Here is a 25,284-nt window from a genome sequence, read left to right as displayed (position 1 = left end):
GGGCTCCCGTGGGCTCGGCTCGTGCTACTGGGTGCGGTTCTCACCGCGGTAGTACTCGAAGACCCAGCCCCAGATGCCGATCAGGATCACCGGCATGGAGAAGTACAGCAGCCACCAGCCGATCGCGATCGACAGGAAGGCGAGCGCGCCGCCGATCGCCAGGGAGAGCGGCTGCCAGCTGTGCGGGCTGAAGAACCCGACCTCGCCGGCCTCGTCCGCGACGTCGGCGTCCTTGTCGTCCTGGGCGCCCGCGTCGAGCCGGCGGGCGGTGAAGCCCAGGTAGAAGCCGATCATCACGGACAGCCCGAAGGCCAGGAAGAGGGCGGTCGTGCCGACCGGCTCCTTGGACCACACGCCGTAGACGATCGCCATGACCAGGATGAAGACTCCCAGCCACATGAACATCCTGCCCTGGATCTTCACTTGCCGGCCTCCTTGGCACCAGCGACGGCCTTGTCACCGTGAGGGGCGTTCTCAAGCTGGTCGATCGCGGCGATCTCAGGGTGGTGCAGGTCGAAGGCCGGGGATTCGGAGCGGATACGCGGCAGGGTGAGGAAGTTGTGCCGCGGGGGCGGGCAGGAGGTCGCCCACTCCAGCGAGCGGCCGTAGCCCCACGGGTCGTCGACCTCGACCTTCTTGCCGTACTTCGCCGTCTTCCAGACGTTGTAGAAGAACGGCAGCAGCGAGGCGCCGAGCACGAACGAGCTGATCGTCGAGATCGTGTTCAGGGCGGTGAAGCCGTCGGCCGCCAGATAGTCGGCGTACCGGCGCGGCATGCCCTCCGCGCCCAGCCAGTGCTGGACCAGGAAGGTGCCGTGGAAGCCGATGAACAGCGTCCAGAACGTCATCTTGCCCAGGCGCTCGTCGAGCATCTTTCCGGTGAACTTCGGCCACCAGAAGTGGAAGCCGGAGAACATCGCGAACACCACCGTGCCGAAGACGACGTAGTGGAAGTGCGCGACCACGAAGTACGAGTCGGAGACCTGGAAGTCCATCGGCGGCGACGCGAGGATGACGCCCGTCAGACCACCGAAGGTGAAGGTGATCAGGAAGCCGGTGGCCCACAGCATCGGTGTCTCGAAGGACAGCGAGCCCTTCCACATCGTGCCGATCCAGTTGAAGAACTTCACGCCGGTGGGGACGGCGATGAGGAACGTCATGAAGGAGAAGAACGGCAGGAGGACTCCGCCGGTGACGTACATGTGGTGGGCCCACACGGTCACGGAGAGGCCGGCGATGGCGATGGTCGCGGCGATCAGGCCCATGTAGCCGAACATCGGCTTGCGGGAGAAGACCGGGATGACCTCGGAGATGATGCCGAAGAACGGCAGGGCGATGATGTACACCTCTGGATGGCCGAAGAACCAGAAGAGGTGTTGCCAGAGCAGTGCGCCGCCGTTGGCGGGGTTGAAGATCTGCGCGCCGAACTTGCGGTCCGCCTCCAGGGCGAACAGCGCTGCCGCGAGGACCGGGAAGGCGAGCAGGACCAGGACGGCGGTCAGCAGCACGTTCCACACGAAGATCGGCATGCGGAACATGGTCATGCCGGGGGCGCGCATGCAGATGATGGTGGTGATGAAGTTGACGGAGCCGAGAATGGTGCCGAAGCCGGAGAAGGCCAGGCCCATGATCCACATGTCGGCGCCGACGCCCGGACTGCGGACGGCGTCCGAGAGCGGGGAGTAGGCGAACCAGCCGAAGTCGGCCGCGCCGTTGGGGGTGAGGAAGCCGCCAACGGCGATGAGCGAGCCGAACAGGTACAGCCAGTAGGCGAACATGTTCAGCCGCGGGAACGCCACGTCGGGCGCGCCGATCTGGAGCGGCATGATCCAGTTCGCGAAGCCCGCGAACAGCGGCGTCGCGAACATCAGCAGCATGATCGTGCCGTGCATCGTGAACGCCTGGTTGAACTGCTCGTTCGACATGATCTGCGTGCCCGGCCGGGCGAGCTCGGCACGCATGAACAGCGCCAGCACACCACCGATCACGAAGAACGCGAACGACGTGACGAGGTACAGCGTCCCGATCGTCTTGTGGTCGGTGGTGGTGAGCCACTTGACCACGACATTGCCGGGTTTCCTGCGCCGGACCGGCAGCTCGTTCTCGTACGAGTCCTCGGCTGCCGCGGCACCCTGGGGTTCATTGAGGATGCTCACAGGTTGTTCGTCTCCCGGTTCTTCTCGTGGCTCGTCTGCGCGATGCCGGCGGGAACGTAACCGGTCTGCCCCTTCTTCGCGAGGTCCTTGAGGTGCTGGGCGTAGCGCTCGGGGGAGACGACCTTCACGTTGAAAAGCATCCGGGAGTGGTCGACGCCGCACAGCTCGGCGCACTTGCCCATGAAGGTGCCCTGCCGGTTGGGGGTCACCTCGAAGGCGTTGGTCTTGCCCGGGATCACGTCCTGCTTCATCAGGAACGGCACCACCCAGAAGGAGTGGATGACGTCGCGTGAGGTGAGGACGAAGCGGACCGTCTTGCCCTCGGGCAGCCACAGGGTCGGTCCCGGGTTGCCGTTCTGCGGGTTGCGCGTTCCCGGCGTACCGCAGTCGTAGACGCCTCCGGCGTTGGCCGGGAAGTCCTTGCGGTACTTGTCCGGTACGGCGTCCAGTTCCTTGGCGGTCTTCGCGTCGCCGGTCGAACCTTCGACGTCGGCCACCATGTTGAAGCACCAGCTCCACTGGAAGCCGACGACGTTGACGGTGACGTCGGGCTTGTCCTTGAGGCTGAGGAGCTTGGACTCGTCACGGGCCGTGAAGTAGAACAGCACCGAGACGATGATGAGCGGGACCACGGTGTACAGCGCCTCGATGGGCATGTTGTACCGGGTCTGCGGGGGGACTTCGACCTTGGTGCGGCTGCGCCGGTGGAACATGGTGCTCCACAGGATCAGACCCCACACCAGCACGCCGACGGCGAGCGCAGCCGCCCACGACCCCTGCCACAGGGAGAGGATGATCGGAGCCTCTTCCGTGGTCGGGGTGGGCATACCAAGGCGGGGGAAGTCTTCCCAGTTGTACGAGCAACCGGTGGCTGTCGCCAGGACCAGGCCCGCGGTCATTGCCTGCAGCAGCTTCCGCCGCATCGGGCGCCGCGGCGAGCGGTCGGAGCCGTTGGGACTCACGTAGCGCCTTCCCGAGAGTCTCGCCCGCGCGGGTCGGCTGCGGCCTGGCCTTCTCGCTGGTCGGTCGCCGCCCCTCGTCGGGCAGGGGTTTGGATGTTTATGCGGACCAAACCCTAGCCGACGCCTTCCGGGGGTTCGCGGGGAGGGGTGCCTAGCGGGCGGGGTGGTTCGCTTGTTTGGCGGCGGGGGCCTCGTTCGGGCCCGTCGCGCCCCGGAGCGCACCCCTTCGGCGGCATGGCGGCGCGGGGGCGATTAGCGTTGCCGTGTGGGCTACTTCGACGCTGCATCCAGTGCTCCGCTGCATCCCGTCGCCCGGCAGGCGCTGCTGGCCTCCCTCGACGAGGGCTGGGCCGATCCCGCCCGGCTGTACCGGGAGGGGCGGCGTGCCCGGATGCTGCTGGACGCGGCGCGGGAGGCGGCCGCCGAGGCCGTGGGATGCCGGGCGGACGAGCTGGTCTTCACCTCGTCGGGGACCCGGGCCGTGCACGCGGGTGCCGCGGGCGTGTTGGCGGGTCGCCGCCGGGTCGGACGTCACCTGATCGTGTCCGCCGTCGAACACTCCTCTGTGCTCCATTCGGCTGATGCGCACGAGGCGGCGGGCGGGACGGTCACTCAGGTGACGGTGGACCGCGGGGGGTCGGTGGACGCGGCCGGGTACGGGGACGCCCTGCGGCCGGACACCGCGCTCGCCTGTCTGCAGTCGGCCAACCACGAGGTGGGCACGGAGCAGCCGGTGGCCGAGGTGGCCGACGTGTGCCGGGCGGCCGGGGTGCCGCTGCTGGTGGACGCGGCCCAGTCGCTCGGGTGGGGCCGCGTCGAGGGCGGCTGGTCGGTGCTGACCGGCAGCGCCCACAAGTGGGGCGGGCCCCCGGGGGTCGGTCTGCTGGTGGTGCGCAAGGGGGTGCGGTTCGCGGCCCAAGGGCCCGCGGACGAGCGGGAGTCGGGGCGGGCGGCCGGCTTCGAGAACGTCCCGGCGATCGTCGCGGCCGCGGCCTCGCTGCGGGCCGTGCGCGCGGAGGCGGCCCAAGAGGCCGTACGGCTGCGGGAGTTGACGGAGCGGATCCGGGCGCGGGTGCCGCGGGAGGTGGCGGACGTGGAAGTGGTCGGGGATCCGCGGCGGCGGCTGCCGGGGATCGTCACCTTCTCCTGTCTCTATGTCGACGGGGAGAGCCTGCTGCACGAGCTGGACCGGGCCGGGTTCTCGGTCTCCTCGGGGTCCTCGTGCACGAGCAGCACGCTGACGCCCAGCCATGTGCTGAAGGCGATGGGCGTGCTGAGCGAGGGGAACGTGCGGGTGTCGCTGCCGTTCGGGGCGGCCGAGGAGGATGTCGAGCGGTTCCTCGGGGCCCTGCCGGGCGCGGTGGCGGCGGTGCGGCGCACGCTCGGGGCGCCGGAGCCGCGGGCGGCCGTCCGGGACGACGTGCTGGTGGTGGACTCGCTCGGCAAGCGGTGCCCGATCCCCGTCATCGAGCTGGCCAGGGTCATCGGGGACGTACCGGTGGGCGGTCTGGTGCGGGTGCTGTCGGACGACGAGGCGGCCCGGCTGGACATCCCGGCGTGGTGCGAGATGCGGGGCCAGGAGTACGTGGGCGAGGAGCCGGCGGAACGGGGGACGGCCCACCTGGTCCGCCGGCTCGGCTGACGCCCCGCGCGCGGGGCGCCCGCTCAGCCGAGGTGGACGCGGACCTCGGCGGCGGCGTCATGGCCGTACGCCTTGGTGAAGCGGTCCATGAAGTGGGCCCGGCGCAGCTGGTACTCCTGGGTGCCGACGGTCTCGATGACGAGGGTCGCGAGCATGCAGCCGACCTGGGCGGCGCGCTCCAGGGAGACGCCCCAGACCAGTCCGGACAGGAAGCCGGCCCGGAAGGCGTCGCCGACGCCGGTGGGGTCGGCCTTGCGCTCCTCCTCGGCGCAGCCGACCTCGATCGGGTCGGCGCCGGTGCGCTCGATGCGCACGCCGCGGGCGCCGAGGGTCGTGACGCGGTGGCCGACCCGGGCGAGGATCTCCTCGTCCGTCCAGCCGGTCTTGGACTCGATGAGGCCCTTCTCGTACTCGTTGGAGAAGAGGTACGTCGCGCCGTCCAGCAGGGTGCGGATCTCGTCGCCGTCCATGCGGGCGATCTGCTGGGAGAAGTCGGCGGCGAAGGGGATGGCGCGCGTGCGGCACTCCTCGGTGTGGCGGAGCATCCCCTCGGGGTCGTCGGCGCCGATGAGGACCAGGTCGAGGCCGCCGACGCGGTCCGCGACGGTCTTCAGCTCGATCAGGCGGGCCTCGCTCATCGCACCGGTGTAGAAGGAGCCGATCTGGTTGTGGTCGGCGTCGGTGGTGCAGACGAAGCGGGCGGTGTGCAGGGTCTCGGAGATGCGGACGGACTCGGTGTCGACGCCGTGCCGGTCCAGCCAGGCCCGGTACTCGTCGAAGTCGAAGCCCGCGGCGCCGACGAGGACCGGGTTCGTGCCCAGCTGGCCCATGCCGAAGGCGATGTTCGCGCCCACTCCGCCCCGGCGTACGTCGAGGTTGTCGACCAGGAACGACAGCGAGACCGTGTGCAGCTGGTCCGCGACGAACTGGTCGGCGAAACGGCCGGGGAAGGTCATGAGGTGGTCGGTGGCGATGGAGCCGGTGACTGCGATGCGCACGGCTGAGGTCTCCTGCGGGGAGGTGGGATTGACAGTCCACGCTACCGTTCGCGACCGGGACTCTGAAGCAGTGGAAACTACCCGATAGTAGATCTTTCTTCGCGAGGCCGAGCGTGCCTACGGTGCCGCTATGACGAAATTCGAGGTCCGCGCGCCCGCCCCGGCCGATCCGGAGGCCGACCTGGCGTCGCTGCTCGGCGACTGCGCGCGGATGGTGCCGCACTGGTCCGTCCCCGACCGGGCGCACTCCCGTCCGGTCTCCCCCTCGCGCATCCACGGCGTGACGGTCCCGCCGACGTCGGCGCGGCTCGTGGACGCCATGCCGGACTACGGCGACTGACGCGCCCGACCGGCCGGGTTCCGGGCCGACCGGGTTCGGGGCCGCCCGGGTTCCGCGGCGCGCGGTCGGCGCGTCGTTCGGCGCGGTCGGCGCGTCGTGGGGAACCGTGCGCTCTCCCGCCGCGTCCCATCGCTGTCCCCCGTGCAGGGGACGCGGGACACGACCCCGTACGACGGCCTTTTGACAGGGCCGGGTCAGGGTCGCGGGACATGCGCAGCCGAAGGAGCGATGCGGTGAACACCGAGCGACCCGAGAACGACGACACGGGCGCCGACGGCTCCGCCGAGGAGCGGGACGCCCGCGAGCAGCAGGACACCGCCGGGGCCGGAGGGCCGGACACGGCCGGGCCCGGGGGGCCCGACACCGCCGGGGCCGGCTCCGGGGAGTCCGCCGGGCCGGTCGCCCCAGGGGAGCCAGCCGGGCCCGGTGAGGGCGGCGACGCCGTTCCGTCGCGGCGCCGTTCACCCGTGCTCATCGCCTCGGTCGCCGCCGCCGTGCTGCTCGCCGGGGGCGGCGGGGCCTACCTCGCCGCGGACCTGACGGGAGGCCCGGACGCCGGTACGTCCGCGGGGGCGCGCGGGGACGGCACTCCCCCGCCGCTGCGGCTCGACGGCTCCGGCGCGGACGGCGGCGGCACGCGGGGCGTCGCGCCCGGGGAGCCGAACCCGTACGGCGTGCTCTACCGGGCCGCCGGGAAGCTGCCGGAGGGCCCCGGATCGGCGCCGGTGTACCGGGCCTCCGGTGAGGTGGGCGCGGCCGAGGTGGCGCGCCTCGCGGAGGCGCTCGGGGTGGACGGCACACCGGTGGCGCGGGGGCAGAGCTGGCGGGTGGGGGCGAAGGACGGCGCGGGACCCACCCTCCAGGTGACCCGGACGGCGCCCGCGGACTGGACGTTCTCCCGGTACGCCCCCGGGGCCGACGACTGCCGCGGCACGACCGTGTGCGCGAAGGGGCCGGGCGGTCCCTCGGGCGAGCCGGTGAGCGAGGAGGCCGCGAAGAAGGCGGCCGGGCCGGTGCTGAGGGCGGTGGGCCAGGGCGATGCGCGGCTGGACGCGAGCCAGGTCGTGGGCGCCCGGCGGGTCGTCAACGCCGACCCGGTGGTGGGCGGGCTGCCCACCTACGGCTGGAGCACCGGCGTGACGGTGGACGGGCGGGGTGACGTGGTGGCCGGCAGCGGCCGGCTGAAGGCACCGGTGAAGGGCGACGGCTACCCGGTGCTGAGCGCGCGCAAGACGCTCGCCCTGCTGAACCGGGCGCCGGAGGCCACCGGGCGGACCGGCGTCGGCGGCTGCGCGAGCGCGGTCCCGCTGGACCGGAGCCCGGGGACGGAGTGCGGCACGGGGGCGCCGGGGAGCGCGCGGCCGTCGGCGCGGGGCACCGGCAAGGACACCGTGACGGTGGAGAAGGCGGTGTTCGGACTGGCCGCGCGGACCGTGGACGGACGCCAGGCGCTGGTGCCGTCCTGGCTGTTCGCGGTGCGGGGCGCGGACGCGTCCGCCGTCACGGTGACCCACCCGGCGGTCGATCCCGCGTTCCTGGCTCCGGCGGCGCCGGGCGAGGAGCCGGCCCCGCGTCCGTCGGGGCCGAAGGACGAGCCGGCACCGGTCACCCGGAACGTGACGGTGGACGGCTACACGGTCGACGGCTCGGAGCTGACGGTCGCCTTCACGGGCGGCGTCTGCGCGGACTACAAGGTCACGGCGGCCGAGGACGGCGGCCGGGTGACGGTGCGGGTGACGGAGACCACGCGACCGGAGAAGGTCTGCATCATGATCGCCAAGGTGTTCCGCAAGACCGTGCGGCTGGAGGAGCCGCTCGGGGACCGGAAGGTCGTGGGCACCGACGGCCGGACCCTTCCGCTGCTCAGGCCCGGGGTGAAGCTCCCGGACGGACCGCAGACGTCCGGGGCGCGGTAGGCGCGGTCGGCGCCGTACGCGTGCGAAGGCGGCGGCCCCCGTCGGAGGGGGCCGCCGCCTTCGGGTGTGCCGGCCGCGCCGGGCGGCGCGCTCCGCCGCAGCTCAGTTGAAGGAGTCGCCGCAGGCGCAGGAACCCGTCGCGTTCGGGTTGTCGATCGTGAAGCCCTGCTTCTCGATCGTGTCCACGAAGTCGATGGACGCGCCGCCCAGGTACGGGGCGCTCATGCGGTCGGTGACGACCTTGACGCCGCCGAAGTCCTTCACGACGTCGCCGTCGAGCGAGCGCTCGTCGAAGAAGAGCTGGTAGCGCAGGCCGGAGCAGCCACCGGGCTGAACGGCCACACGAAGAGCCAGGTCGTCGCGGCCTTCCTGGTCGAGCAGGGCCTTGACCTTGGCCGCGGCGGCTTCACTGAGGACGATGCCGTCGGTGGCCGTGCTGGTCTCGTCCGATACGGACATCTACATCTCTCCCGGGTTGTACGGAGACTGCTTGCCGACGAGTGCAACCGGCGAGGCCGCGGATTCATTCCGGACCGGGCGCGCTGTCCTCATCTCGTGCTCGTCCTCTTCATGCTCGCACATGCCCGGCGGAGCGGACAGCGCCCTGTGGACGGACCGGCGCCACGGGATTCACGTCACATGGACACGATGGCCGTCGTCAAAGTGACGTGAACCGGTTATGATAGATAACGTCAATCCGACGAGAAGTCGGTGAAGGTGTCCCGCTTGACCCGCCGGACCCGGTGCCCCGGGACCGGCGAGCCGCAGAACAGAAAGGGTGCGTGTCGTGACCACCGCCCAGACCCAGGAGCTCGACGTACAGCCGACGCCCCTCGCCCTGCTGCTCCTCGGCCGTGAGGCCGACCCGAGGAGCGAGCGCGGCGTCGAGTGCCCCGGCGACCTGCCCTCGCCGTCCGACCCGGACCTGGTCGAGCGCGCCCGCGCGGCCAAGGAGAAGCTGGGCAGCAGGGTCTTCGTGCTCGGCCACCACTACCAGCGCGACGAGGTCATCCAGTTCGCGGACGTGACCGGTGACTCCTTCAAGCTCGCCCGCGACGCGGCCGCGCGCCCGGAGGCCGAGTACATCGTGTTCTGCGGTGTGCACTTCATGGCCGAGTCCGCGGACATCCTGACCTCCGACGACCAGAAGGTCGTCCTGCCCGACCTCGCCGCCGGCTGCTCGATGGCGGACATGGCGACGGCCGAGCAGGTCGCCGAGTGCTGGGACGTGCTGACCGAGGCCGGGGTGGCCGAGCAGGTCGTGCCCGTCTCGTACATGAACTCGTCGGCCGACATCAAGGCGTTCACCGGCAGGCACGGCGGCACCATCTGCACCTCGTCCAACGCCCGGCGAGCCCTGGACTGGGCCTTCGAACAGGGCGAGAAGGTGCTGTTCCTGCCCGACCAGCACCTCGGGCGCAACACCGCGGTCCGGGACATGGGGATGTCCCTCGACGACTGCGTCGTCTACAACCCGCACAAGCCGAACGGCGGGCTGAGCGCCGACGAGCTGCGCGCGGCGAAGATGATCCTGTGGCGCGGCCACTGCTCCGTGCACGGCCGCTTCAGCCTGGACTCGGTGAACGACGTGCGCGCGCGCATCCCGGGGGTCAACGTCCTGGTCCACCCGGAGTGCCGGCACGAGGTCGTGGCCGCCGCCGACCAGGTCGGCTCGACGGAGTACATCATCAAGGCCCTGGAGGCCGCCCCGGCCGGCTCCAAGTGGGCCGTCGGCACCGAGCTGAACCTGGTCCGCCGGCTGGCGAACCGTTTCGCGCCGGAGGGCAAGGAGATCGTCTTCCTCGACAAGACGGTCTGCTTCTGCTCAACCATGAACCGCATCGACCTGCCCCACCTGGTGTGGACCCTGGAGTCCCTGGCCGAGGGCACCCTGGTCAACCGGATCGAGGTCGACAAGGAGACCGAGGCGTTCGCGAAGCTCGCGCTGGAGCGGATGCTGGCGCTGCCGTAGGGCACGGCGCGCGGCCACTGCGTAGGGCACGGCGCGCGCCCGCGCCCGCGCTCACTCACCCCCTTCGCTCACCCCGGCACGGGCTTCCGGTCGGGGCGGGCGGGGTCGAGGGTGAACGGGTCCCTTGACGGCGGCCTCGCGCCCGGAGCGCGCTCCGCCCCGGTGGACGGCGCCCGTGCCGCCGGCTCCGGGACGGTCGAGCGGTCCGTTCCCGCCGGCCGGCTGCGGGGTGCCTTGCTCGGCGGCCCGCCCCGTGTCCTTTCCCCGCGAGCCCTCGGCGGCTCCAGGACAGCTGACGACGCAACGGGCCCGGCCGGTTCCCGCACCGCTGGGCGCGGTGCGGGAACCGGCCGGGCCGGGGTGTGCGGTCAGACGGAGGCGGGGTGCGTCTCGTCCGCCGAGGTGTCCGAGGACTCCCCGGCCGGCCCCTCCTTCGCGTCCCGCTTCGCCGCGCGCTTCTCGGCCCGGCGCTCCTTGCGGAGTTCCAGCATCGAGTAGAGCGTCGGCACCAGGAGCAGGGTGAGCAGCGTCGAGGTGATCAGACCGCCGATCACGACCACGGCCAGCGGCTGGGCGATGAAGCCGCCCTCGCCGGTGACGCCGAGCGCCATCGGGAGCAGGGCGAAGATCGTCGCCAGTGCCGTCATGAGGATCGGGCGCAGCCGGTGCCGGCCGCCCTCGATGACGGCCTCCACGACGCCGTACCCCTGCGAGCGGTACTGGTTGATCAGGTCGATCAGCACGATCGCGTTGGTCACCACGATGCCGATCAGCATCAGCATGCCGATCATCGCCGGGACGCCCATCGGGGTGCCGGTGGCCAGCAGGAGGCCGATCGCGCCGGTCGCCGCGAACGGGATCGACACGAGCAGGATCAGCGGCTGGACCAGCGAGCGGAAGGTCGCGACCAGCAGCATGAAGACGATCGCGATCGCCGCGAGCATCGCGAGTCCCAGGCTGGCGAACGCGTCGTCCTGGTCCTGCGAGACTCCGCCGATCTCGGCCGTCGCACCCGCCGGGAGCTTCAGCGCGTCGATCTTGGACTGGAGGTCGGCGCTGACCGCGCCGGTGTTGTCACCGGTCGGCTTCGCCGTGATCGTGGCGGCGCGCTGGCCGTCGATACGGGTCATGGAGACCGGGCCGTCCACCAGCTTCACGTCGGCGATGTCACCGAGCTTCACCGGGCCGAAGGCCAGGTCGCGCAGCTGCTTGAGGGTCTTCGCCGGCTCGGCCGCCTTGATGACGACGTCCCGCTCGGTGTCGCCGAGGATCGCCTTGGCCGCGGTGTTGCCGCGGACGGCCTGGGCCACCGCCATGCCGAGCGTCTGCTGGTCGAAGCCGGCCGCGGCCGCCTTGTCGTTGGCCTTCACCGAGATCCGCGGCACGCTCTGCGCGAGGTCGCTGGTGACGTCGGAGACGTCGTTCAGACCCGCCACCGCGCCGCGGACCTGCTCGGCGGCGGTGCGCAGCACCTCGCTGTCGGCCGCCTTCACGACGACGCTGAGGTCCTGGGAGCCGAATCCGTCGCCGCCGGCGATCGTGGTGGTGCCGATGCCGTCGAGCTTCTTCAGCCCGGCCTTGATGCGGTCCTGCACGTCCGTGAAGGACGCGGAGTCCTCCAGCATCACCTGGTACGACGCCTGGTTGGTGTCGGTGCCGCCGCCGAAGGCCGCCATGAAGCCGGACGAGCCGATGGTGACCTGGTAGTCCTTGACACCGTCGGTGCCGGCGAGCAGCCGCTCGACGCGCCGGGCCTGTTCGTCCGTGGCCGTCAGGCTGGTGCCGGGTGCCAGCTCCTGCTTGACGCTGAGGACCTTCTGCTCGCCCTGGTCGAAGAAGTTCGTCTTCAGCAGCGGGGCCATGCCGAACGTGCCGAGCAGGATCACGGCGGCCAGCAGCACGCTGGTCAGCCTGCGCCGCGTGGCGAACCGCAGAACGGGCACGTAGAGGCGCTGGAGCCTGCTCTTCGCCTCCTTCTCCTCGGCGGCGCGGCGGGCCTCCTCGGCGTCCTCGGGGGTGCCCTTCGGGGGGCGCAGGAACCAGAAGGACAGCACCGGCACGACCGTCAGCGAGACGATGAGCGAGGCGAGCAGCGCCGCCGTCACCGTCAGGCTGAAGGAGCCGAACAGCTGGCCCACCATGCCGCCGACCAGGCCGATCGGCAGGAAGACGGCGACCGTGGTGAGTGTGGACGACGTCACCGCCCCGGCGACCTCGCGGACCGCCTTGAGGATCGCGTCGTGGCGCTCCTCGCCGTAGCCGAGATGGCGCTTGATGTTCTCCAGGACCACGATCGAGTCGTCGACGACCCGGCCGATGGCGATGGTGAGCGCGCCGAGCGTCAGCATGTTGAGGGAGAGGTCGCGCGTCCACAGGACGATCAGGGCGAGGACGACCGACAGCGGGATGGAGACCGCGGTGACCAGCGTCGAGCGGATCGACGCGAGGAACACGAGGATGACCAGGACCGCGAAGACCAGGCCGAGCGCGCCCTCGGTGGTGAGGCCGTCGATGGACTGCTTGACCGCCGGGCCCTGGTCGCTGACCACGGTGAGCGTCGCGCCGGAGCCGAGGTCCTCGCGCAGCCCGCTGAGCTTGTCCTGCACGGCGTCGGAGATGGTGACCGCGCTGCCCTCGCGGTCCATGGTGACCTCGACCGCGAGGGACGGCTTGCCGCCGGTGCGGGTCAGGGAGTCGGCCGCGGCCTGCTCCTGCCGGACCTCGGCGACGTCCCCGAGGCGGGCCGCCTTCTTGCCGGGTGTCTGTCCGGCGACCATCAGGTCCTGGATCTGCCGCAGCGAGGTGTAGCCGCCGCCGACCTGGACCGTGCGGTTGCTGCCGCCCTCGTCGAAGGAGCCGGCCGGGACGGTGGCGCCGCCCGCCTGGAGGGCCCGGGACAGGTCGGCCGCGGTCAGACCGGCCTTGGCCAGCGCGGTGTCGTCGGGCGTGACGGTGACCTGGAGGTCGCGCACGCCGCTGACGGTGACCTGGCCGACGCCGTCGATCTCCTTGAGGGACGGCACCAGCGTCCGGTCGATCCGGGCGGAGAGGGCCTGCTGGTCCTGGCCGGAGGTGACGGCGAGGACGACGGTCGGGATGTCGTCCGTGGAACCGGCGACGACCTGCGGTTCGACGGTTTCCGGGAGCTGCACGCGCGCCCGGTTGACGGCCTGCTGGACGTCGGCGACGAGCTGCTGGGAGTCCGTGCCGAAGTCGAAGGACGCCATGATCAGGGCGTTGCCCTCGCTGGCCGTGGAGGTGACGCCGGTGATCGCGTCGACGGCCCGGAGGTTGTCCTCGATGGGCTGGACGACCTGCTTCTCCACCACGTCGGGCGCGGCGCCCGGGTAGGGGGCGAGCACGGACACCATGGGCAGTTCGATGGTGGGCAGCAGTTGCTGCTTGAGCTGGGGTATCGCGATCGCCCCGAAGACCAGCGCGATGATCGAGACAAGGCCGATCAAGGCACGCTGGGCGAGGCTGAATCTGGACAGCCAGGACATGGGTGAGGGTCTCTCCCTGAGCGGCAGAAATGGGCGGCGGACGGGGCAGGGCCCGTGTGGCAACCGGGTCGGCGTCCGCCCTTACACCTTGGGCCATGGCGGAGGCCCGTTTCCTAGGCCCCAGGTCCATTTCCTTATCCGTCGCATACTCCGGCCGCAGTACGCGCCGCGGTCTCACTCCACCCTCGGACGTACCACCCCGGACTCGTACGCGATGACCACGAGTTGGGCGCGGTCGCGGGCGCCGAGCTTGGACATGGCCCGGTTGACGTGGGTCTTCACGGTGAGCGGGCTGACCTCCAGCCGCTCGGCGATCTCGTCGTTGGAATACCCGCGGGCGACCTGCACCAGGACCTCGCGTTCGCGGACGGTGAGGGCGTCGAGCCGGTCGGGGCGGGCCGGGTCGGCGTCCTCCCCGCTGCCGCCCTGGGCGAGGAAGCGGGCGATGAGACCCTTGGTGGCGGCCGGGGACAGCAGGGCCTCGCCGCCGGCCGCGATCCTGATGGCGTGGAGCAGTTCGTCGGGTTCGGAGCCCTTGCCGAGGAAGCCGCAGGCCCCGGCGTGCAGCGAGCGCACCACGTAGTCGTCGACCTCGAAGGTGGTCAGGATGACCACGCGCACATGGGCGAGGGCGGGGTCGGCGCTGATCATGCGGGTGGCGGCGAGGCCGTCGGTGCCGGGCATGCGGATGTCCATGAGGACGACGTCGGCGCGCTCCTGGCGGGCGAGGCGGACCGCCTCGGCGCCGTCGGACGCCTCGCCCACGACCTCCATGTCGGGCTCGGAGTCGACCAGCACGCGGAACGCGCTGCGCAGCAGGGCCTGGTCGTCGGCGAGCAGGACGCGGATGGTCATGAGGGGTCCTCGGTGGAGCGCGGGGCGGACGGCTCGGTGAGGTGGGAACGGCCGCGGGGGCCGCCCGGGTTCCCCGGCGTGGTCATACGGCGTCCCCGGCGGCGCGGGGAACGCTCTTGAGCGGCAGGATCGCATGGACGCGGAAGCCGCCGCCGTAGCGGGGGCCGGTGGTGAGGGTGCCGCTCAGCGCGGTGACCCGCTCGCGCATGCCGACCAGTCCGTGGCCGCCGCCGTCGAGCGCCGCGTCCTCCCCGGAGCCGTCGTCCAGGACGGTGATCTCGATGTTCGGGCCCACCCGCACGACGCTGACCTCGGCCCTTGCCGCGGTGCCCGCGTGCTTGCGCACATTGGTCAGGGCCTCCTGGACGATCCGGTAGGCGGCGAGGTCCACGGCGGCGGGGAGCGGGGTGTCCTGGTCGGCGCGGGCGACCTCGACCGGCAGGCCGGCGCTGTGGAAGGTGCCGACGAGTTCGTCGAGGCGGTGGAGGCCGGGGGCGGGTTCGGTGGGCGCCTCGGGGTCGCCGGACTGGCGGAGCAGGCCGACGGTGGCGCGCAGTTCGTTCAGCGCCGAACGGCCCGCCTCGCGTACGTGGGCGAGGGCCTCCTTGGCCTGGTCGGGGCGCTTGTCCATGACATGGGCGGCGACGCCGGCCTGCACGTTGACCAGGGCGATGTGGTGGGCGACGACGTCGTGCAGGTCCCGGGCGATCCGCAGGCGCTCCTCGGCGACGCGGCGGCGGGCCTCCTGCTCGTGGGTGCGCTCCGCGCGGTCGGCGCGCTCGCGGATGGCGGCGACGAAGGCGCGCCTGCTGCGGACCGCGTCGCCGGCCGTGGCGCCGATGCCGGTCCAGGCGAGGACGGCCAGGTTCTCCTGGGCGTACCAGGGCAGGGGGCCGGCGAGCATCGCGGCGCCGGTCAGCACGGTGACGGTGAGCAGCCCGACGCGCAGGGTGGTGGTGCGGTCGGTGGTGGCGGCGACGGTGTACAGGGCGATGACCGCCGACATCGCGACGGGGGCGCGCGGTTCGCCGGTGACGAACTCGGCCAGGGAGACGGTGCCGGTGAGGGCCAGCACCTTCAGGGGGGCGAGCCGGCGGAAGGCCAGGGCGGCGGCGCCGAGCGTCATCAGCACCAGGCTGAGGGCGTCCGGGGTGCGCAGCCCCCACGTCACGCCGTCCTCGCCGTGCGGGTCCACGAACGAGCCGGCGACCATGCAGACGAGGACGCCGACGGCCAGCGCCGTGTCCAGTGCCAGGGGGTGCGCCTTGAGGTGGTGCCGGGCGCGTTGCAGGGTGGTGCTCACGTCTGAGTACGGTACGGCGTCGGCGCGGGGCCGGGAACGCGCGCCGCCCCGCGGCCGGGGCCGCCGACGCCGTACGACGGCCGGCGCACCCACGGGCGGGCACCTGCGAACAGCGGACGGCGCCTGCCGTGCCGCGGCCGGAGGGACTCGCGTCCGTGGCCGGGGCGGTGCCGTCCCGCGGCCGGGGCGTCGCGTTCAGCCCGGGATCAGCCCGTCGTCGCTGAGCAGTTCCCGGACCTCCTCCAGGGTCGCGTCCGGGGACGGCAGGATCAGCTCGGACGGTTCCAGGGAGTCGTCGGGCAGCGGGGCGCCCAGCTCGCGCACCTTGGCGAGGAGGGCGGCGAGGGTGCCGCGGAAGCCGGGGCCGTCGCCGTTCTCCATCTCCGCGAGGAGTTCGTCGTCGAGCCTGTTCAGCACGGGCAGGTGGCTGTCGGACAGCTTCACCTGCCCCTCACCCATGATCCGGACGATCATGTCGCCCATCTCGGCCTCCTCGGCGTGGGCCCCGGCCCTCGGCTACTGCTTGTCGAAGCGCGGGGTGTCCTGCGGCTGCTGCCGGGACTGCTGCTGCGAGGGCTCACCGCCCTCGATGGCCTGCTGGCCGGCCGACGGGCCGCCCGCCAGCTCCGCCTTCATGCGCTGCAGTTCCAGCTCTACATCCGTACCACCGGAGAGCCGGTCCAGCTCGGCCTGGATGTCGTCCTTGTGCATACCGGACTGGTCGTCCAGGGCGCCGGAGGCGAGCAGTTCGTCGATGGCTCCCGCGCGGGCCTGGAGCTGGGCGGTCTTGTCCTCGGCCCGCTGGATCGCGAGGCCGACGTCGCCCATCTCCTCGGAGATGCCGGAGAACGCCTCGCCGATGCGGGTCTGGGCCTGGGCCGCGGTGTACGTGGCCTTGATCGTCTCCTTCTTGGTGCGGAAGGCGTCGACCTTGGCCTGCAGGCGCTGGGCCGCGAGGGTGAGCTTCTCCTCCTCACCCTGGAGCGTCGCGTGCTGTGTCTCCAGGTCCGTCACCTGCTGCTGGAGGGCGGCGCGGCGCGAGAGCGCCTCGCGGGCCAGGTCCTCGCGGCCCAGCGCGAGCGCCTTGCGGCCCTGGTCCTCCAGCTTCGAGGACTGCTGCTGGAGCTGGTTGAGCTGGAGTTCCAGGCGCTTGCGGGACGTGGCCACGTCGGCCACCCCGCGGCGCACCTTCTGCAGCAGCTCAAGCTGCTTCTGATACGAGTAGTCGAGGGTCTCGCGCGGGTCCTCGGCCCGGTCAAGGGCCTTGTTCGCCTTCGCGCGGAAGATCATCCCCATACGCTTCATGACACCGCTCATGGGCTTCGCGCGCCCCCTTCTGACGGACTCCAGCTCCAGCTGCTGCGACAGAACCCACAGTACGGGCCCTGCATCCATTACCGCACTGTTCGGGGACGGATGCGGTCATCCCCAAGGACGACTGCGCACGCTTCCGCTCCGGCGTGAGGAGTAGGTGACCCCCGGGTGTCCACCCGCTGCCGCCCCCATGACTCCCCCGTGGCCGCCGGAGCGGACGTCCGTGACGTCCCCTCTGTCCCCCTCTGACGACTGGCGTTGCCGGATCGTTCCCCATGGGGCTGGGGTCCAACCCCCGGCACCCCGTACCCTTGGGTTTTGTGTTCCGTAGCCGTGCCAAGGACGAGAAGGCCCAGGACGCCGACAAGGCGCCGGTGACCGACTCCACTCAGACCCGCCATCCCGAGGCCCCGAAGGGCCGCCCCACGCCCAAGCGCAGTGCGGCCCAGTCGCAGCGCCGCAGTGTGGCCAACACCACGATGACGCGCAAGGACGCCGCCAAGCGGCAGCGCGCGGACCGCCGCGCCGCCATGGAGCGGCAGCGCCAGGCGCTGGCCAGCGGCGACGAGCGCTACCTGCCCGCCCGCGACAAGGGCCCGGTCCGCAGGTTCGCGCGCGACTTCATCGACTCGCGCTTCAACATCGCGGAGTTCTTCCTGCCGATGGCCGTGGTCATCCTCGTGCTGAGCATGGTGCAGGTCCCCGCCCTGCAGAACATCGCTCTGCTGCTGTGGCTGGTCGTGATCGTGCTGATCGTGCTGGACTCGTTCGTCACGGCCTTCCGGCTGAAGAAGCGGCTCGCCGAGCGCTTCCCCGACGACAACCGCCGCGGTGCCGTCGCGTACTCCCTGATGCGCTCGCTCCAGATGCGCCGGCTCCGGCTGCCCAAGCCGCAGGTCAAGCGCGGAGAGCGGCCCTGAGCGCAGCCGCGTTCTCCGGGGGCGCGGCCGAGGTCTGGCTGAACAGGCTGGGCGGGCTGCGTGAGGTCGTACGGCAGGAGCTGGTGGCCCGGCAGCTCGACGAGCAGATAGCCGGGCGGTTCCCGGTCGGGCGGCGGCTTCGCGTGCTCGACGTGGGGATGGGCCAGGGCACCCAGGCGCTGCGCCTGGCTCGGGCCGGACACCAGGTCACCGGTGTCGAGCAGGACGCGACGATGATCGCCGCGGCGCGTGAGCGGCTGGCCGGTGAGCCGGAGGGCATCCGCGAGCGGGTGCGGCTCGTCGAGAGCGACGGCCGCGACACCGGCGTGCACTTCCTGCCGGGCAGCTTCGACGTGGTGCTGTGCCACGGTGTGCTGATGTACGTCGAGGAGCCCGATCCGCTGCTGGCCGGGCTGGCCCGGATGATCGCGCCGGGCGGGCTGCTCTCCCTGCTCGTGCGCAACGCCGACGCGCTGGCGCTGCGGCCGGGGCTGGGCGGTGACTGGGCGGGGGCGCTGGCCGCCTTCGACTCCACCGCGTACCGCAACCGGCTGGGGCTCGACGTCCGCGCGGACCGGCTCGCGGACCTGACCGCGACGCTCGCCGGGATCGGGGCGCCGCTGCACGCCTGGTACGGGGTGCGGGTGTTCACCGACACCGCGGCCGACGACGCGGAGGTCCCGGCCGATCCGGAGCCGCTGCTGGCCGCCGAGGAGCGCGCCGGGAAGGCGGACCCCTACCGCGGCGTGGCCGCCCTGCTGCATCTGTGCGGTGTGCGCGGCTGAGCCCGCCGGGGCGCGCGACGACTACGTTCGGGTGAACAGCGCGCGCCGCGGGCGCGCGCCGCGGTGAGACTCGGGGCATGGATGCTCGCCGTTCCGCCGTTCTCCCGGCTCTCGCCGCCCTCGTGTGCGCCGCACCGCTGGCGGCCTGTTCGGCAGGCTCCTCCGCGCGCGGGGAGCAGGACGCGACCCGGCAGGCCGGTGTGCCGCGGGCGGTCCGGGCGGCCGACGACCTCCAGTCCGACTACCTGAAGGTGATCAAGGACGTCCTGCCGTCGGTGGTGCAGATCCAGGGCGCGCGCGACCTCGGCTCAGGTGTGGTCTACGACGACGGGGGACACATCGTCACGAACGCGCACGTGGTCGGTGAGCAGCGGACCTTCCGGGTGACGACGGCGAACAGCGAGAAGGAGCTCACCGCGCGGCTCGTCTCGTCGTACCCGCAGCAGGACCTCGCGGTGGTCAGGCTGGACGACGTGCCGGACGGGCTGAAGCCGGCGGACTTCGGGGACTCGCCGAAGGTCGAGGTCGGGCAGATCGTGCTGGCGATGGGGTCGCCGCTCGGGCTGTCCTCCAGCGTGACGCAGGGCATCGTCTCGGCGACCGGACGGACCGTCACCGAGGGCGACGGCGGCACGGGCGCGACGATCGCCAACATGGTGCAGACCTCGGCGGCCATCAACCCGGGCAACAGCGGCGGCGCCCTGGTGAACCTGGAGGGCACGGTGATCGGCATCCCGACGCTCGCCGCGGTCGATCCGCAGGTGGGCGGCGGGGCGGCGCCGGGCATCGGGTTCGCGATCCCGGCGTCGACGGTGCGCAGGATCGCCGACCAGATCGTGCGGGACGGCCGGGTCACCGACTCGGGCCGGGCGGCGCTCGGCATCACCGGCCGGACCGTCGTGGACGACGCTTCCCGGCCCGTGGGCGTGGCGGTCGTCAAGGTGGAGGCCGGCGGGGCCGCCGACAGGGGCGGACTGCGGCCCGGCGACATCATCACCCGGCTGGGCGACGCGGACGTCACCACCGTCACCTCGCTGGCCGAGGCGCTGGCCGGTGAGCAGCCGGGCGACCGCACGACGGTGACGTACACCCGCGGCGGCGACGAGAAGAAGGCCGATGTGACGCTCGGCGAGCAGTGAGGCGGGGCGAGGGCGCGGTGCCCTCGCCCCCCGCGCGGCTCAGCCCTCGGCGTGCAGGCTCATCGGGCCGTAGATCTCGGTGGCGTCCTCGAAGAGCCGCACCTGGTCCGCGCCGCCCTCCTGAAGGGCCTTCCAGTGCTCCCCGATCCAGGACTCGGCGTCCCCCTGGGTGGTGAACTCCTCGGGCTGCACCGCGGGCGGGGTCTCCGCCCCGTCGGCCTTCTCGAACCGCCACGTCCATGCCGCCATGTACGCCTCCCAGATGTCAGCACGTGCAGAGCAAGGTCCGGATCAAGGTCCGGCTCCCGACCTGAGCCTAGTGCCGACGGGTGCCCCCGCATGAGCGAAGTGGGGGGTGGGGGAGGGCGAGAGCTGCGCGGACACGGGAAAATCGGTTCCGTGGAACTGACTCTGCTCGGCACCGGTGCCCCCGCGGGACTTCCCCGCCCCGCCTGTCCCTGCGCGGTGTGCGCCGGCGCGCTCGGGGACGGGGCGCGCGCCGCGACCTCGTTGCTCGTGGACGGCGCGCTGCTGCTCGACCTGACCCCGGGGGCGGCGTTCGCGGCGGCCCGCGCGGGCCGTTCGCTGGGGGGCGTGCGCCAGGTGCTGCTGACCCATCCGCACAACGGCCCGGCCGTGGAGGTGCCGGCGGGTGTGCCGCAGCCCGGCCGGGTGCCGGACGGGCGGGAGTTGGCGCTGCTGACGGGGCACCGGGTGCGGGCGGTGGCGATGGACGCGCCGGGCACCGGGTACGCGGTGACCGGCCCGGACGGGCAGCGGCTGCTGTACCTGCCGCCGGGCGGGGCGCCGGCCGGGCTGGCGGAGGGGACCGCCGGGATGTACGACATGGTGGTCGCCGACGTCGTGGGGCGGCCGGACGCCGTGGCCAGGCTGCGGGCGGTGGGGGCCGCCGGTCCGGCGACCGAGGTGATCGCCGTCCATCTGGACCATGACGCCCCGCCCGGACCGGAGTTGCGGCGGCGGCTGGCCGCGGCGGGCGCGCGGGCGGTGCCCGACGGGAGCACCCTGGAGGTCGGCGCGTACGAGGACGTGCCGGACGTGCCGCGGCGGACCCTGGTGCTGGGCGGCGCCCGGTCGGGGAAGTCGGTGGAGGCGGAGCGGCGCCTGGAGTCCTTCCCGGACGTGCTGTACGTGGCGACGGGCGGTACCCGCGGCGGGGACACCGAGTGGGCGGCGCGGGTCGCCGCGCACCGGGACCGGCGGCCCGGTTCGTGGCGCACCACGGAGAGCTGCGACCTGGTGCCGCTGCTGGCCGGCGAGGGGGCGCCGCTGCTCGTCGACTGTCTGTCGCTGTGGCTGACGGACGCCATGGACGCGGTCGGCGCGTGGGACGACGCGGTGTGGGCGGACGGCGGGGAGCGGGCGCTGCGCACGCGGGTGGCGGAGCTGACGCGGGCGGTGCGCGAGACCCGGCGGACCGTGGTCGCCGTCTCCAACGAGGTGGGGTCGGGGATCGTGCCGGCGACGGCGTCGGGGCGGCGCTACCGCGACGAACTGGGGCGGCTGAACGCCGCGTTCGCCGAGCAGTGCGAGCACGTGCTGCTGCTGGTGGCGGGGCAGGCGCTGGTGCTACGCGGCTGAGGGCGGGCCGGCCGGCTCCTTGCGGGCGACGACGCGGTAGGCGTTGGAGAAGGGGGTGCGGCCGAGGAGGGGGGCCAGCAGGTGGTCCAGCGCCCAGGCCGCGGCCACCAGGGGGGCGCCGGCGCGGGCCAGCGGGGCGGGCAGCAGCCGGGTGAGCGTCAGGGACACCGCGGCGGCGAGGTCGTAGGGGATGTGCGCGGCGCGGTGGTCGGTGGAGAGGACCGTGCAGCCCAGGGCGGCGAGTTCGGCGCACAGGACGTCCACGGGCAGCAGGTGCAGATGGCCCGGCCGGCTGTGCGGCACCCACAGTCCGCCGAGCAGGGCGGCGAACACGCAGCGCGGGTTGGGCAGTTCGAGGACGAGGTGGCCGCCGGGCCGCAGTGCCGCGAGGGCGGCCCGCAGTTCCCCGCGCGGGTCGGGGGTGTGCTCCAGATGCCGGAACATGCTGACGACGTCGTACCGGCCGCGCAGCCGCGCGCCGACGCGCGGGTCGGTGAGGGGGCCGACGTGGGCCTCCTCCACCCGCTCGGCCACGCGCGCGTGCAGCACCCGGTGGGTGAGGTCCAGCCCGTCGAAGGAGGTGTACGGGAAGACGTCCTTGGCGGACTCGGGGAAGCGGCCGTAGCCGGTCCCGACGTCCAGCCAGCTCTCCGGTTCGGGGAGTCCTGGGAGTCCTGGGAGTCCTGGGGTTTCCGGGATGGAGAGCGCGGCGCGGGCCGCGGCTCTCAGGCGGCGCGGGCCGCGCCGGGTGAGCCGCAGATGCAGGGGGACGTAGGTGTGCTCGCGGCAGGCGGCGAGGGTGAACGCGCAGCCGGTGTCCGGGGGTTCGGGCGGTGCGGTCGCGGTCATGGCGGCTCCCGTGCGTGGGGGTCGTACGGCGGGGTCGTACGGCGGCGGGGGTGGGCGGGGTGCGGGAACGGACGGGGAACGGTGCGAGCATGCCCTGACAATCCACTGCAAAACGGAACGTATGGGATGAGGGTGCCGGGTGCAACGACGGCACGTCGGTACCGAGGGGACGTGGCGGGCCGGGGGCGGCGCCGGGGCGCGTGCCGCCGGACCGGTGCCGGTGAGTACTGTTCGGCGAATGAGCTCGCTTGATGTCGACGACTTCTCCGATCTGATCGAGCGCCCCGACGGAGGGGTGCGGCGGGACGCCGAGACCCGCCGGGAACGGCAGATCGTGCCGCCGGGGGCGCTGGGGCGCCTCGACGAACTGGGTGAGTGGCTGGCGGCGGCGCAGGCCGCGGTACCGGTGCGGCCGGTCGAACAGCCGCGGGTCGTGCTGTTCGCCGGGGACCACGGGGTCGCCGCGCTGGGCGTGTCGGCGCGGCCGGCGGGCAGCGCCGCGGAGCTGGTGCGCGAGGTCCTGGCGGGCGGCCGACCGGTGTCGGTGCTGGCGCGCCGGCTCGGGGTGCCGGTGCGCGTCGTCGACATGGCGCTGGACTGCGACCCCGGGACACTGCCCGCGGACGTGGTCCGCCACCGGGTGCGGCGCGGCAGCGGCCGTATCGACGTCGAGGACGCCCTGACCCGGCAGGAGGCCGAGGCGGCCTTCCTGGCCGGGGTGGCGGTGGCCGACGAGGAGGCCGACTCCGGGACGGATCTGGTGGTGCTGGGCGACGTGAGCGTCGGCGGGACCACGGCGGCCGGGGTGCTGGTCGCCGCGCTGTGCGGAACGGACGCGTCCGTGGTGACGGGGCGCGGCGGGCTCGCCGTCGACGACCTGACGTGGATGCGCAAGTGCGCGGCGATCCGGGACGCGCTGCGCCGGGCCCGGCCGGTGCTCGGGGACCAGGTGCAGCTGCTGGCGGCGGTGGGCGGGGCGGACCTCGCGGCGATGACCGGGTTCCTGCTGCAGAGCGCGGTGCGCAAGATGCCGGTCGTGCTCGACGGTGTGGTGGCCGCCGCCTGTGCGCTGGTGGGCCAGCGGATCGCGTTCCGGGCGCCGGACTGGTGGCTGGCCGCGCACGACAGCGGGGAGCCCGGTCAGGCCAAGGCCCTGGACCGGATGGCCATGGAACCCCTGCTCGACCAGGGTGTCCGGGTGGGCGAGGGCCTGGGCGGCCTGCTGGCCCTGCCGCTGGTGCGGGCGGCGGCGGCCCTGTCGGCGGAGCTGCCGGAGCACCCCGCCGAGCCCGGGGAGCCGCAGGACGCGCAGGGGGCGCAGGGGGCGCAGGAGCCGGACGCTCCCGCGGCCGGGTAGCGGGGCGGCCCGGCCCCGCGCGCGGCGGACGCCTCACCCGCCGGCGCGAACCCGCACGGACCCGGACCTGCTGATCATCGGCACGGCCCGCAGCCGCCGCCGCGCGAGCGGCCCCGCGCACGCCCTGTCGCTGTTCGTGCCCGCCCTGAACGGCGGTCGTGGGCCTCGCCGTGTTCGTCGGCCGGCGCTACGGGGCGTACGCCACGGCGGGCACGGTGATCGCGGCGACGGCCCGAGGTCGCGCTGGAGGACGACCTGGCGGGCCGGGAGCACGTGGCGGCCGTCGCGGCGGCGGTGGCGCTGTGCGCGGTGGCGGCGGTGCGTCAGCGGCGTTCCAGGGCCCGTTCCGGTCCGGCGTCGGGGGCGCCGCCGATCCAGTCCTGAAACTTCCGGCCGGGGCCCGCCCAGCGCCGGTCGTGGTGGTAGGCGCGCAGGGCCGCCCTGGCGCGGGCGCGCGGGCGGCGGCGGTAGAAGCGCTTGGCCCAGGGCGACGCCGGGCGGGCCAGCCGGACCGCGCCGAACAGGGCGACGAACGGCACGATCACCCCGAACAGCGCGATCCGCGCCTTGCCCTTGAACAGGGCGATCAGGACCAGCACGAGGTTCCCCGCGATGGTACTGGTCACCGTGCCGCGGTTCTGCGCCTCCTGGGAGTCCAGGCCGTTGACGCCGAAGGGCGCGAAGCCGAGGAGGAGCAGACCGGCCAGGGCCACGGTCAGCACGACCACCTCGACGCTCTTGCGGCCGTCCTCGGTCCAGTACACGTCGTCCAGGTGCAGGATCAGCGCGAACTCGTCCATCACCAGTCCCGCGCCGATCCCGAAGACCACGGCGGCCGCGTACGAACCGAAGCCGTGCAGCCCGCCGGCTACCGCGCAGAAGCCGCCGACGACGGTGAGGACGACGCCGGGGACGACGTGGTGGATGTGGACCGAGCCGGTCTCGATGTTGCGGAACGGGCCCTTGCCCGCGCGGATGAGACGGGTGATGACCCGGGTCACCACGAAGGTGACGACGAAGGCGGTCAGGGCGAGCAGCAGGGGCAGTTTGCCCGGTTCGATGATGTTGCGCTGCCACCAGTCACCCATGTTCCCAGTGTGTCCGGGAGCGGGGCGGGCTGCCCGGCGGGACCCGCGTCCGGGCTAGGGTGCGGGCGTGTCCACGACCTCGCCGTCCCCGCACGGTCTGCGCTTCGCCTTCGGGACCCTGAGCGTGCTGCCCGTCGGGGTGAGCCGCTGGGACCGGGAGGCGGCGCGCGGCGGGATGCTGTGCGCCCCGCTGGTGGGGCTGGTGCTGGGCTGCGCCGCCGCCGCCGTCTCGCTGACGCTGCTGTTCCTGGGCGCCGGTTCGCTGCTCGCGGCCGTCGCGGGCACCGCCGCGGGCGCCGTGCTCACCCGCGGACTCCATCTCGACGGGCTCGCCGACACCGCGGACGGACTCGGCAGCGGCAAGCCTGCCGAGGACGCCCTGCGGATCATGAAGCAGTCGGACGTCGGGCCGTTCGGCGTCATCACGCTGGTCCTCGTGCTGTTCGCCCAGACCGCCGCGCTCGCTCAGCTCTACGACGGCTCCTGGGCCCGGGGCGCGCTGGCCGCGGTGGTCTCGGCCGTCGCCGCCCGGCTCTCCCTCACCCTCGCCGCCCGCGCGGGTGTGCCGGCCGCGCGTCCGGAG

Annotated in this window: 23 protein-coding genes; 10 read left to right on the top strand and 13 right to left on the bottom strand. The window is 72.9% G+C overall.

What is annotated here, in order from left to right; genetic code table 11:
- Nucleotides 1-24: 24 nt before the first annotated feature.
- From SZN_RS07765 to ctaC, 3 genes are read right to left on the bottom strand one after another with little or no spacing between them, the layout of a single operon-like run.
- Nucleotides 25-423, bottom strand: a complete 399-nt coding sequence (locus SZN_RS07765; protein ID WP_007493050.1) for a cytochrome c oxidase subunit 4 — start codon at nucleotides 421-423, stop codon at nucleotides 25-27.
- Complete coding sequence (ctaD, locus tag SZN_RS07760) at nucleotides 420-2,156, bottom strand: aa3-type cytochrome oxidase subunit I (RefSeq protein WP_007493049.1); 1,737 nt, start codon at nucleotides 2,154-2,156, stop codon at nucleotides 420-422. The genes SZN_RS07765 and ctaD overlap by 4 nt, the downstream gene beginning before the upstream one ends.
- Nucleotides 2,153-3,118 carry an aa3-type cytochrome oxidase subunit II gene (gene ctaC, locus SZN_RS07755; protein WP_007493048.1) on the bottom strand — a complete coding sequence of 322 codons (966 nt, stop codon included), beginning with the start codon at nucleotides 3,116-3,118 and terminating at the stop codon, nucleotides 2,153-2,155. The genes ctaD and ctaC overlap by 4 nt, the downstream gene beginning before the upstream one ends.
- 265 nt (nucleotides 3,119-3,383) lie before the next feature.
- On the opposite strand from ctaC, the gene SZN_RS07750 reads away from it, so the two are divergent.
- The gene (locus SZN_RS07750; protein ID WP_007493047.1) at nucleotides 3,384-4,760 is read left to right on the top strand and encodes a cysteine desulfurase/sulfurtransferase TusA family protein; all 1,377 of its coding nucleotides are present in this window, start codon (nucleotides 3,384-3,386) and stop codon (nucleotides 4,758-4,760) included.
- A gap of 23 nt (nucleotides 4,761-4,783) precedes the next feature.
- On the opposite strand, the gene SZN_RS07745 is transcribed toward SZN_RS07750, so the two are convergent.
- Complete coding sequence (locus tag SZN_RS07745; RefSeq protein WP_007493046.1) at nucleotides 4,784-5,758, bottom strand: carbohydrate kinase family protein; 975 nt, start codon at nucleotides 5,756-5,758, stop codon at nucleotides 4,784-4,786.
- Nucleotides 5,759-5,888: 130 nt separating this feature from the next.
- Between SZN_RS07745 and SZN_RS07740 the strand changes: the two genes are divergently transcribed.
- Both SZN_RS07740 and SZN_RS07735 read left to right on the top strand, forming a co-directional pair.
- Nucleotides 5,889-6,098: a hypothetical protein gene (locus SZN_RS07740; RefSeq protein ID WP_007493045.1), complete on the top strand. Its 210-nt coding sequence runs from the start codon at nucleotides 5,889-5,891 to the stop codon at nucleotides 6,096-6,098.
- Nucleotides 6,099-6,331: 233 nt separating this feature from the next.
- Nucleotides 6,332-8,014 (top strand): hypothetical protein, encoded by a 1,683-nt coding sequence (locus tag SZN_RS07735; RefSeq protein ID WP_007493044.1) that lies wholly within the window; start codon nucleotides 6,332-6,334, stop codon nucleotides 8,012-8,014.
- A 102-nt stretch (nucleotides 8,015-8,116) separates the two neighbouring features.
- On the opposite strand, the gene SZN_RS07730 is transcribed toward SZN_RS07735, so the two are convergent.
- A complete protein-coding gene (locus tag SZN_RS07730; RefSeq protein WP_007493043.1) occupies nucleotides 8,117-8,473 on the bottom strand; it encodes an iron-sulfur cluster assembly accessory protein in 357 nt (118 codons plus the stop codon).
- A 328-nt stretch (nucleotides 8,474-8,801) separates the two neighbouring features.
- On the opposite strand from SZN_RS07730, the gene nadA reads away from it, so the two are divergent.
- Complete coding sequence (gene nadA / locus SZN_RS07725; RefSeq protein ID WP_043729175.1) at nucleotides 8,802-9,986, top strand: quinolinate synthase NadA; 1,185 nt, start codon at nucleotides 8,802-8,804, stop codon at nucleotides 9,984-9,986.
- A 368-nt stretch (nucleotides 9,987-10,354) separates the two neighbouring features.
- Here the strand turns inward: nadA and SZN_RS07720 are convergent, their stop codons facing one another.
- The 5 genes from SZN_RS07720 to SZN_RS07700 all read right to left on the bottom strand — a co-directional run bounded on the left by SZN_RS07720 (nucleotide 10,355) and on the right by SZN_RS07700 (nucleotide 16,964).
- A complete protein-coding gene (locus tag SZN_RS07720) occupies nucleotides 10,355-13,489 on the bottom strand; it encodes an efflux RND transporter permease subunit (RefSeq protein ID WP_007493039.1) in 3,135 nt (1,044 codons plus the stop codon).
- Between the two features lie 174 nt (nucleotides 13,490-13,663).
- A complete protein-coding gene (locus tag SZN_RS07715; RefSeq protein WP_007493037.1) occupies nucleotides 13,664-14,344 on the bottom strand; it encodes a response regulator in 681 nt (226 codons plus the stop codon).
- Nucleotides 14,345-14,426: 82 nt separating this feature from the next.
- Complete coding sequence (locus SZN_RS07710; protein ID WP_043729211.1) at nucleotides 14,427-15,647, bottom strand: sensor histidine kinase; 1,221 nt, start codon at nucleotides 15,645-15,647, stop codon at nucleotides 14,427-14,429.
- Nucleotides 15,648-15,842: 195 nt separating this feature from the next.
- Nucleotides 15,843-16,121 (bottom strand): PspA-associated protein PspAA, encoded by a 279-nt coding sequence (pspAA, locus tag SZN_RS07705; protein WP_043729208.1) that lies wholly within the window; start codon nucleotides 16,119-16,121, stop codon nucleotides 15,843-15,845.
- A gap of 42 nt (nucleotides 16,122-16,163) precedes the next feature.
- Nucleotides 16,164-16,964: a PspA/IM30 family protein gene (locus SZN_RS07700; RefSeq protein WP_007493031.1), complete on the bottom strand. Its 801-nt coding sequence runs from the start codon at nucleotides 16,962-16,964 to the stop codon at nucleotides 16,164-16,166.
- Between the two features lie 317 nt (nucleotides 16,965-17,281).
- Between SZN_RS07700 and SZN_RS07695 the strand changes: the two genes are divergently transcribed.
- The 3 genes from SZN_RS07695 to SZN_RS07685 all read left to right on the top strand — a co-directional run bounded on the left by SZN_RS07695 (nucleotide 17,282) and on the right by SZN_RS07685 (nucleotide 19,805).
- A complete protein-coding gene (locus SZN_RS07695; protein ID WP_007493029.1) occupies nucleotides 17,282-17,881 on the top strand; it encodes a DUF3043 domain-containing protein in 600 nt (199 codons plus the stop codon).
- An 83-nt stretch (nucleotides 17,882-17,964) separates the two neighbouring features.
- On the top strand, nucleotides 17,965-18,666 hold the full coding sequence (locus tag SZN_RS07690; RefSeq protein WP_007493027.1) for a class I SAM-dependent methyltransferase: 702 nt from the start codon (nucleotides 17,965-17,967) through the stop codon (nucleotides 18,664-18,666).
- A 77-nt stretch (nucleotides 18,667-18,743) separates the two neighbouring features.
- A complete protein-coding gene (locus SZN_RS07685; RefSeq protein WP_007493025.1) occupies nucleotides 18,744-19,805 on the top strand; it encodes a S1C family serine protease in 1,062 nt (353 codons plus the stop codon).
- Between the two features lie 39 nt (nucleotides 19,806-19,844).
- Here SZN_RS07685 and SZN_RS07680 read toward each other — a convergent pair whose 3' ends face one another.
- Entirely contained in the window at nucleotides 19,845-20,054 is a 210-nt protein-coding gene (locus tag SZN_RS07680; protein WP_007493024.1) for a hypothetical protein, read from the bottom strand.
- Nucleotides 20,055-20,204: 150 nt separating this feature from the next.
- Here SZN_RS07680 and SZN_RS07675 point away from each other — a divergent pair, with 150 nt between their 5' ends.
- On the top strand, nucleotides 20,205-21,407 hold the full coding sequence (locus SZN_RS07675; RefSeq protein ID WP_007493022.1) for a bifunctional adenosylcobinamide kinase/adenosylcobinamide-phosphate guanylyltransferase: 1,203 nt from the start codon (nucleotides 20,205-20,207) through the stop codon (nucleotides 21,405-21,407).
- Here SZN_RS07675 and SZN_RS07670 read toward each other — a convergent pair.
- Entirely contained in the window at nucleotides 21,396-22,256 is an 861-nt protein-coding gene (locus tag SZN_RS07670; protein ID WP_007493020.1) for a class I SAM-dependent methyltransferase, read from the bottom strand. The genes SZN_RS07675 and SZN_RS07670 overlap by 12 nt on opposite strands.
- A gap of 238 nt (nucleotides 22,257-22,494) precedes the next feature.
- On the opposite strand from SZN_RS07670, the gene cobT reads away from it, so the two are divergent.
- Nucleotides 22,495-23,613, top strand: coding sequence for a nicotinate-nucleotide--dimethylbenzimidazole phosphoribosyltransferase (cobT, locus tag SZN_RS07665; RefSeq protein ID WP_007493018.1), 1,119 nt, complete (start codon nucleotides 22,495-22,497; stop codon nucleotides 23,611-23,613).
- A gap of 323 nt (nucleotides 23,614-23,936) precedes the next feature.
- Here the strand turns inward: cobT and SZN_RS07660 are convergent, their stop codons facing one another.
- Nucleotides 23,937-24,701 (bottom strand): hypothetical protein, encoded by a 765-nt coding sequence (locus SZN_RS07660; RefSeq protein ID WP_007493017.1) that lies wholly within the window; start codon nucleotides 24,699-24,701, stop codon nucleotides 23,937-23,939.
- A 67-nt stretch (nucleotides 24,702-24,768) separates the two neighbouring features.
- Here SZN_RS07660 and SZN_RS07655 point away from each other — a divergent pair.
- On the top strand, nucleotides 24,769-25,284 hold a 516-nt coding region (locus SZN_RS07655; protein WP_007493016.1), incomplete at its 3' end, for an adenosylcobinamide-GDP ribazoletransferase.

The sequence above is a fragment of the Streptomyces zinciresistens K42 genome (genome assembly GCF_000225525.1).
Classification (GTDB): Bacteria; Actinomycetota; Actinomycetes; order Streptomycetales; family Streptomycetaceae; genus Streptomyces; species Streptomyces zinciresistens.
Note: the sequence above shows the minus strand (reverse complement) of the source record. Positions and strands in the feature narration are given on the sequence as shown.

Coding starts and splice junctions, on each gene's coding strand:
- SZN_RS07660 (WP_007493017.1), bottom strand. CDS start 24,701: ATGGGTGACTGGTGGCAGCGCAACATCATCGAACCGGGCAAACTGCCC.
- SZN_RS07670 (WP_007493020.1), bottom strand. CDS start 22,256: ATGACCGCGACCGCACCGCCCGAACCCCCGGACACCGGCTGCGCGTTC.
- pspAA (WP_043729208.1), bottom strand. CDS start 16,121: ATGATCGTCCGGATCATGGGTGAGGGGCAGGTGAAGCTGTCCGACAGC.
- SZN_RS07685 (WP_007493025.1), top strand. CDS start 18,744: ATGGATGCTCGCCGTTCCGCCGTTCTCCCGGCTCTCGCCGCCCTCGTG.
- SZN_RS07700 (WP_007493031.1), bottom strand. CDS start 16,964: ATGAGCGGTGTCATGAAGCGTATGGGGATGATCTTCCGCGCGAAGGCG.
- SZN_RS07740 (WP_007493045.1), top strand. CDS start 5,889: ATGACGAAATTCGAGGTCCGCGCGCCCGCCCCGGCCGATCCGGAGGCC.
- cobT (WP_007493018.1), top strand. CDS start 22,495: ATGAGCTCGCTTGATGTCGACGACTTCTCCGATCTGATCGAGCGCCCC.
- SZN_RS07720 (WP_007493039.1), bottom strand. CDS start 13,489: ATGTCCTGGCTGTCCAGATTCAGCCTCGCCCAGCGTGCCTTGATCGGC.
- SZN_RS07730 (WP_007493043.1), bottom strand. CDS start 8,473: ATGTCCGTATCGGACGAGACCAGCACGGCCACCGACGGCATCGTCCTC.
- SZN_RS07680 (WP_007493024.1), bottom strand. CDS start 20,054: ATGGCGGCATGGACGTGGCGGTTCGAGAAGGCCGACGGGGCGGAGACC.
- SZN_RS07715 (WP_007493037.1), bottom strand. CDS start 14,344: ATGACCATCCGCGTCCTGCTCGCCGACGACCAGGCCCTGCTGCGCAGC.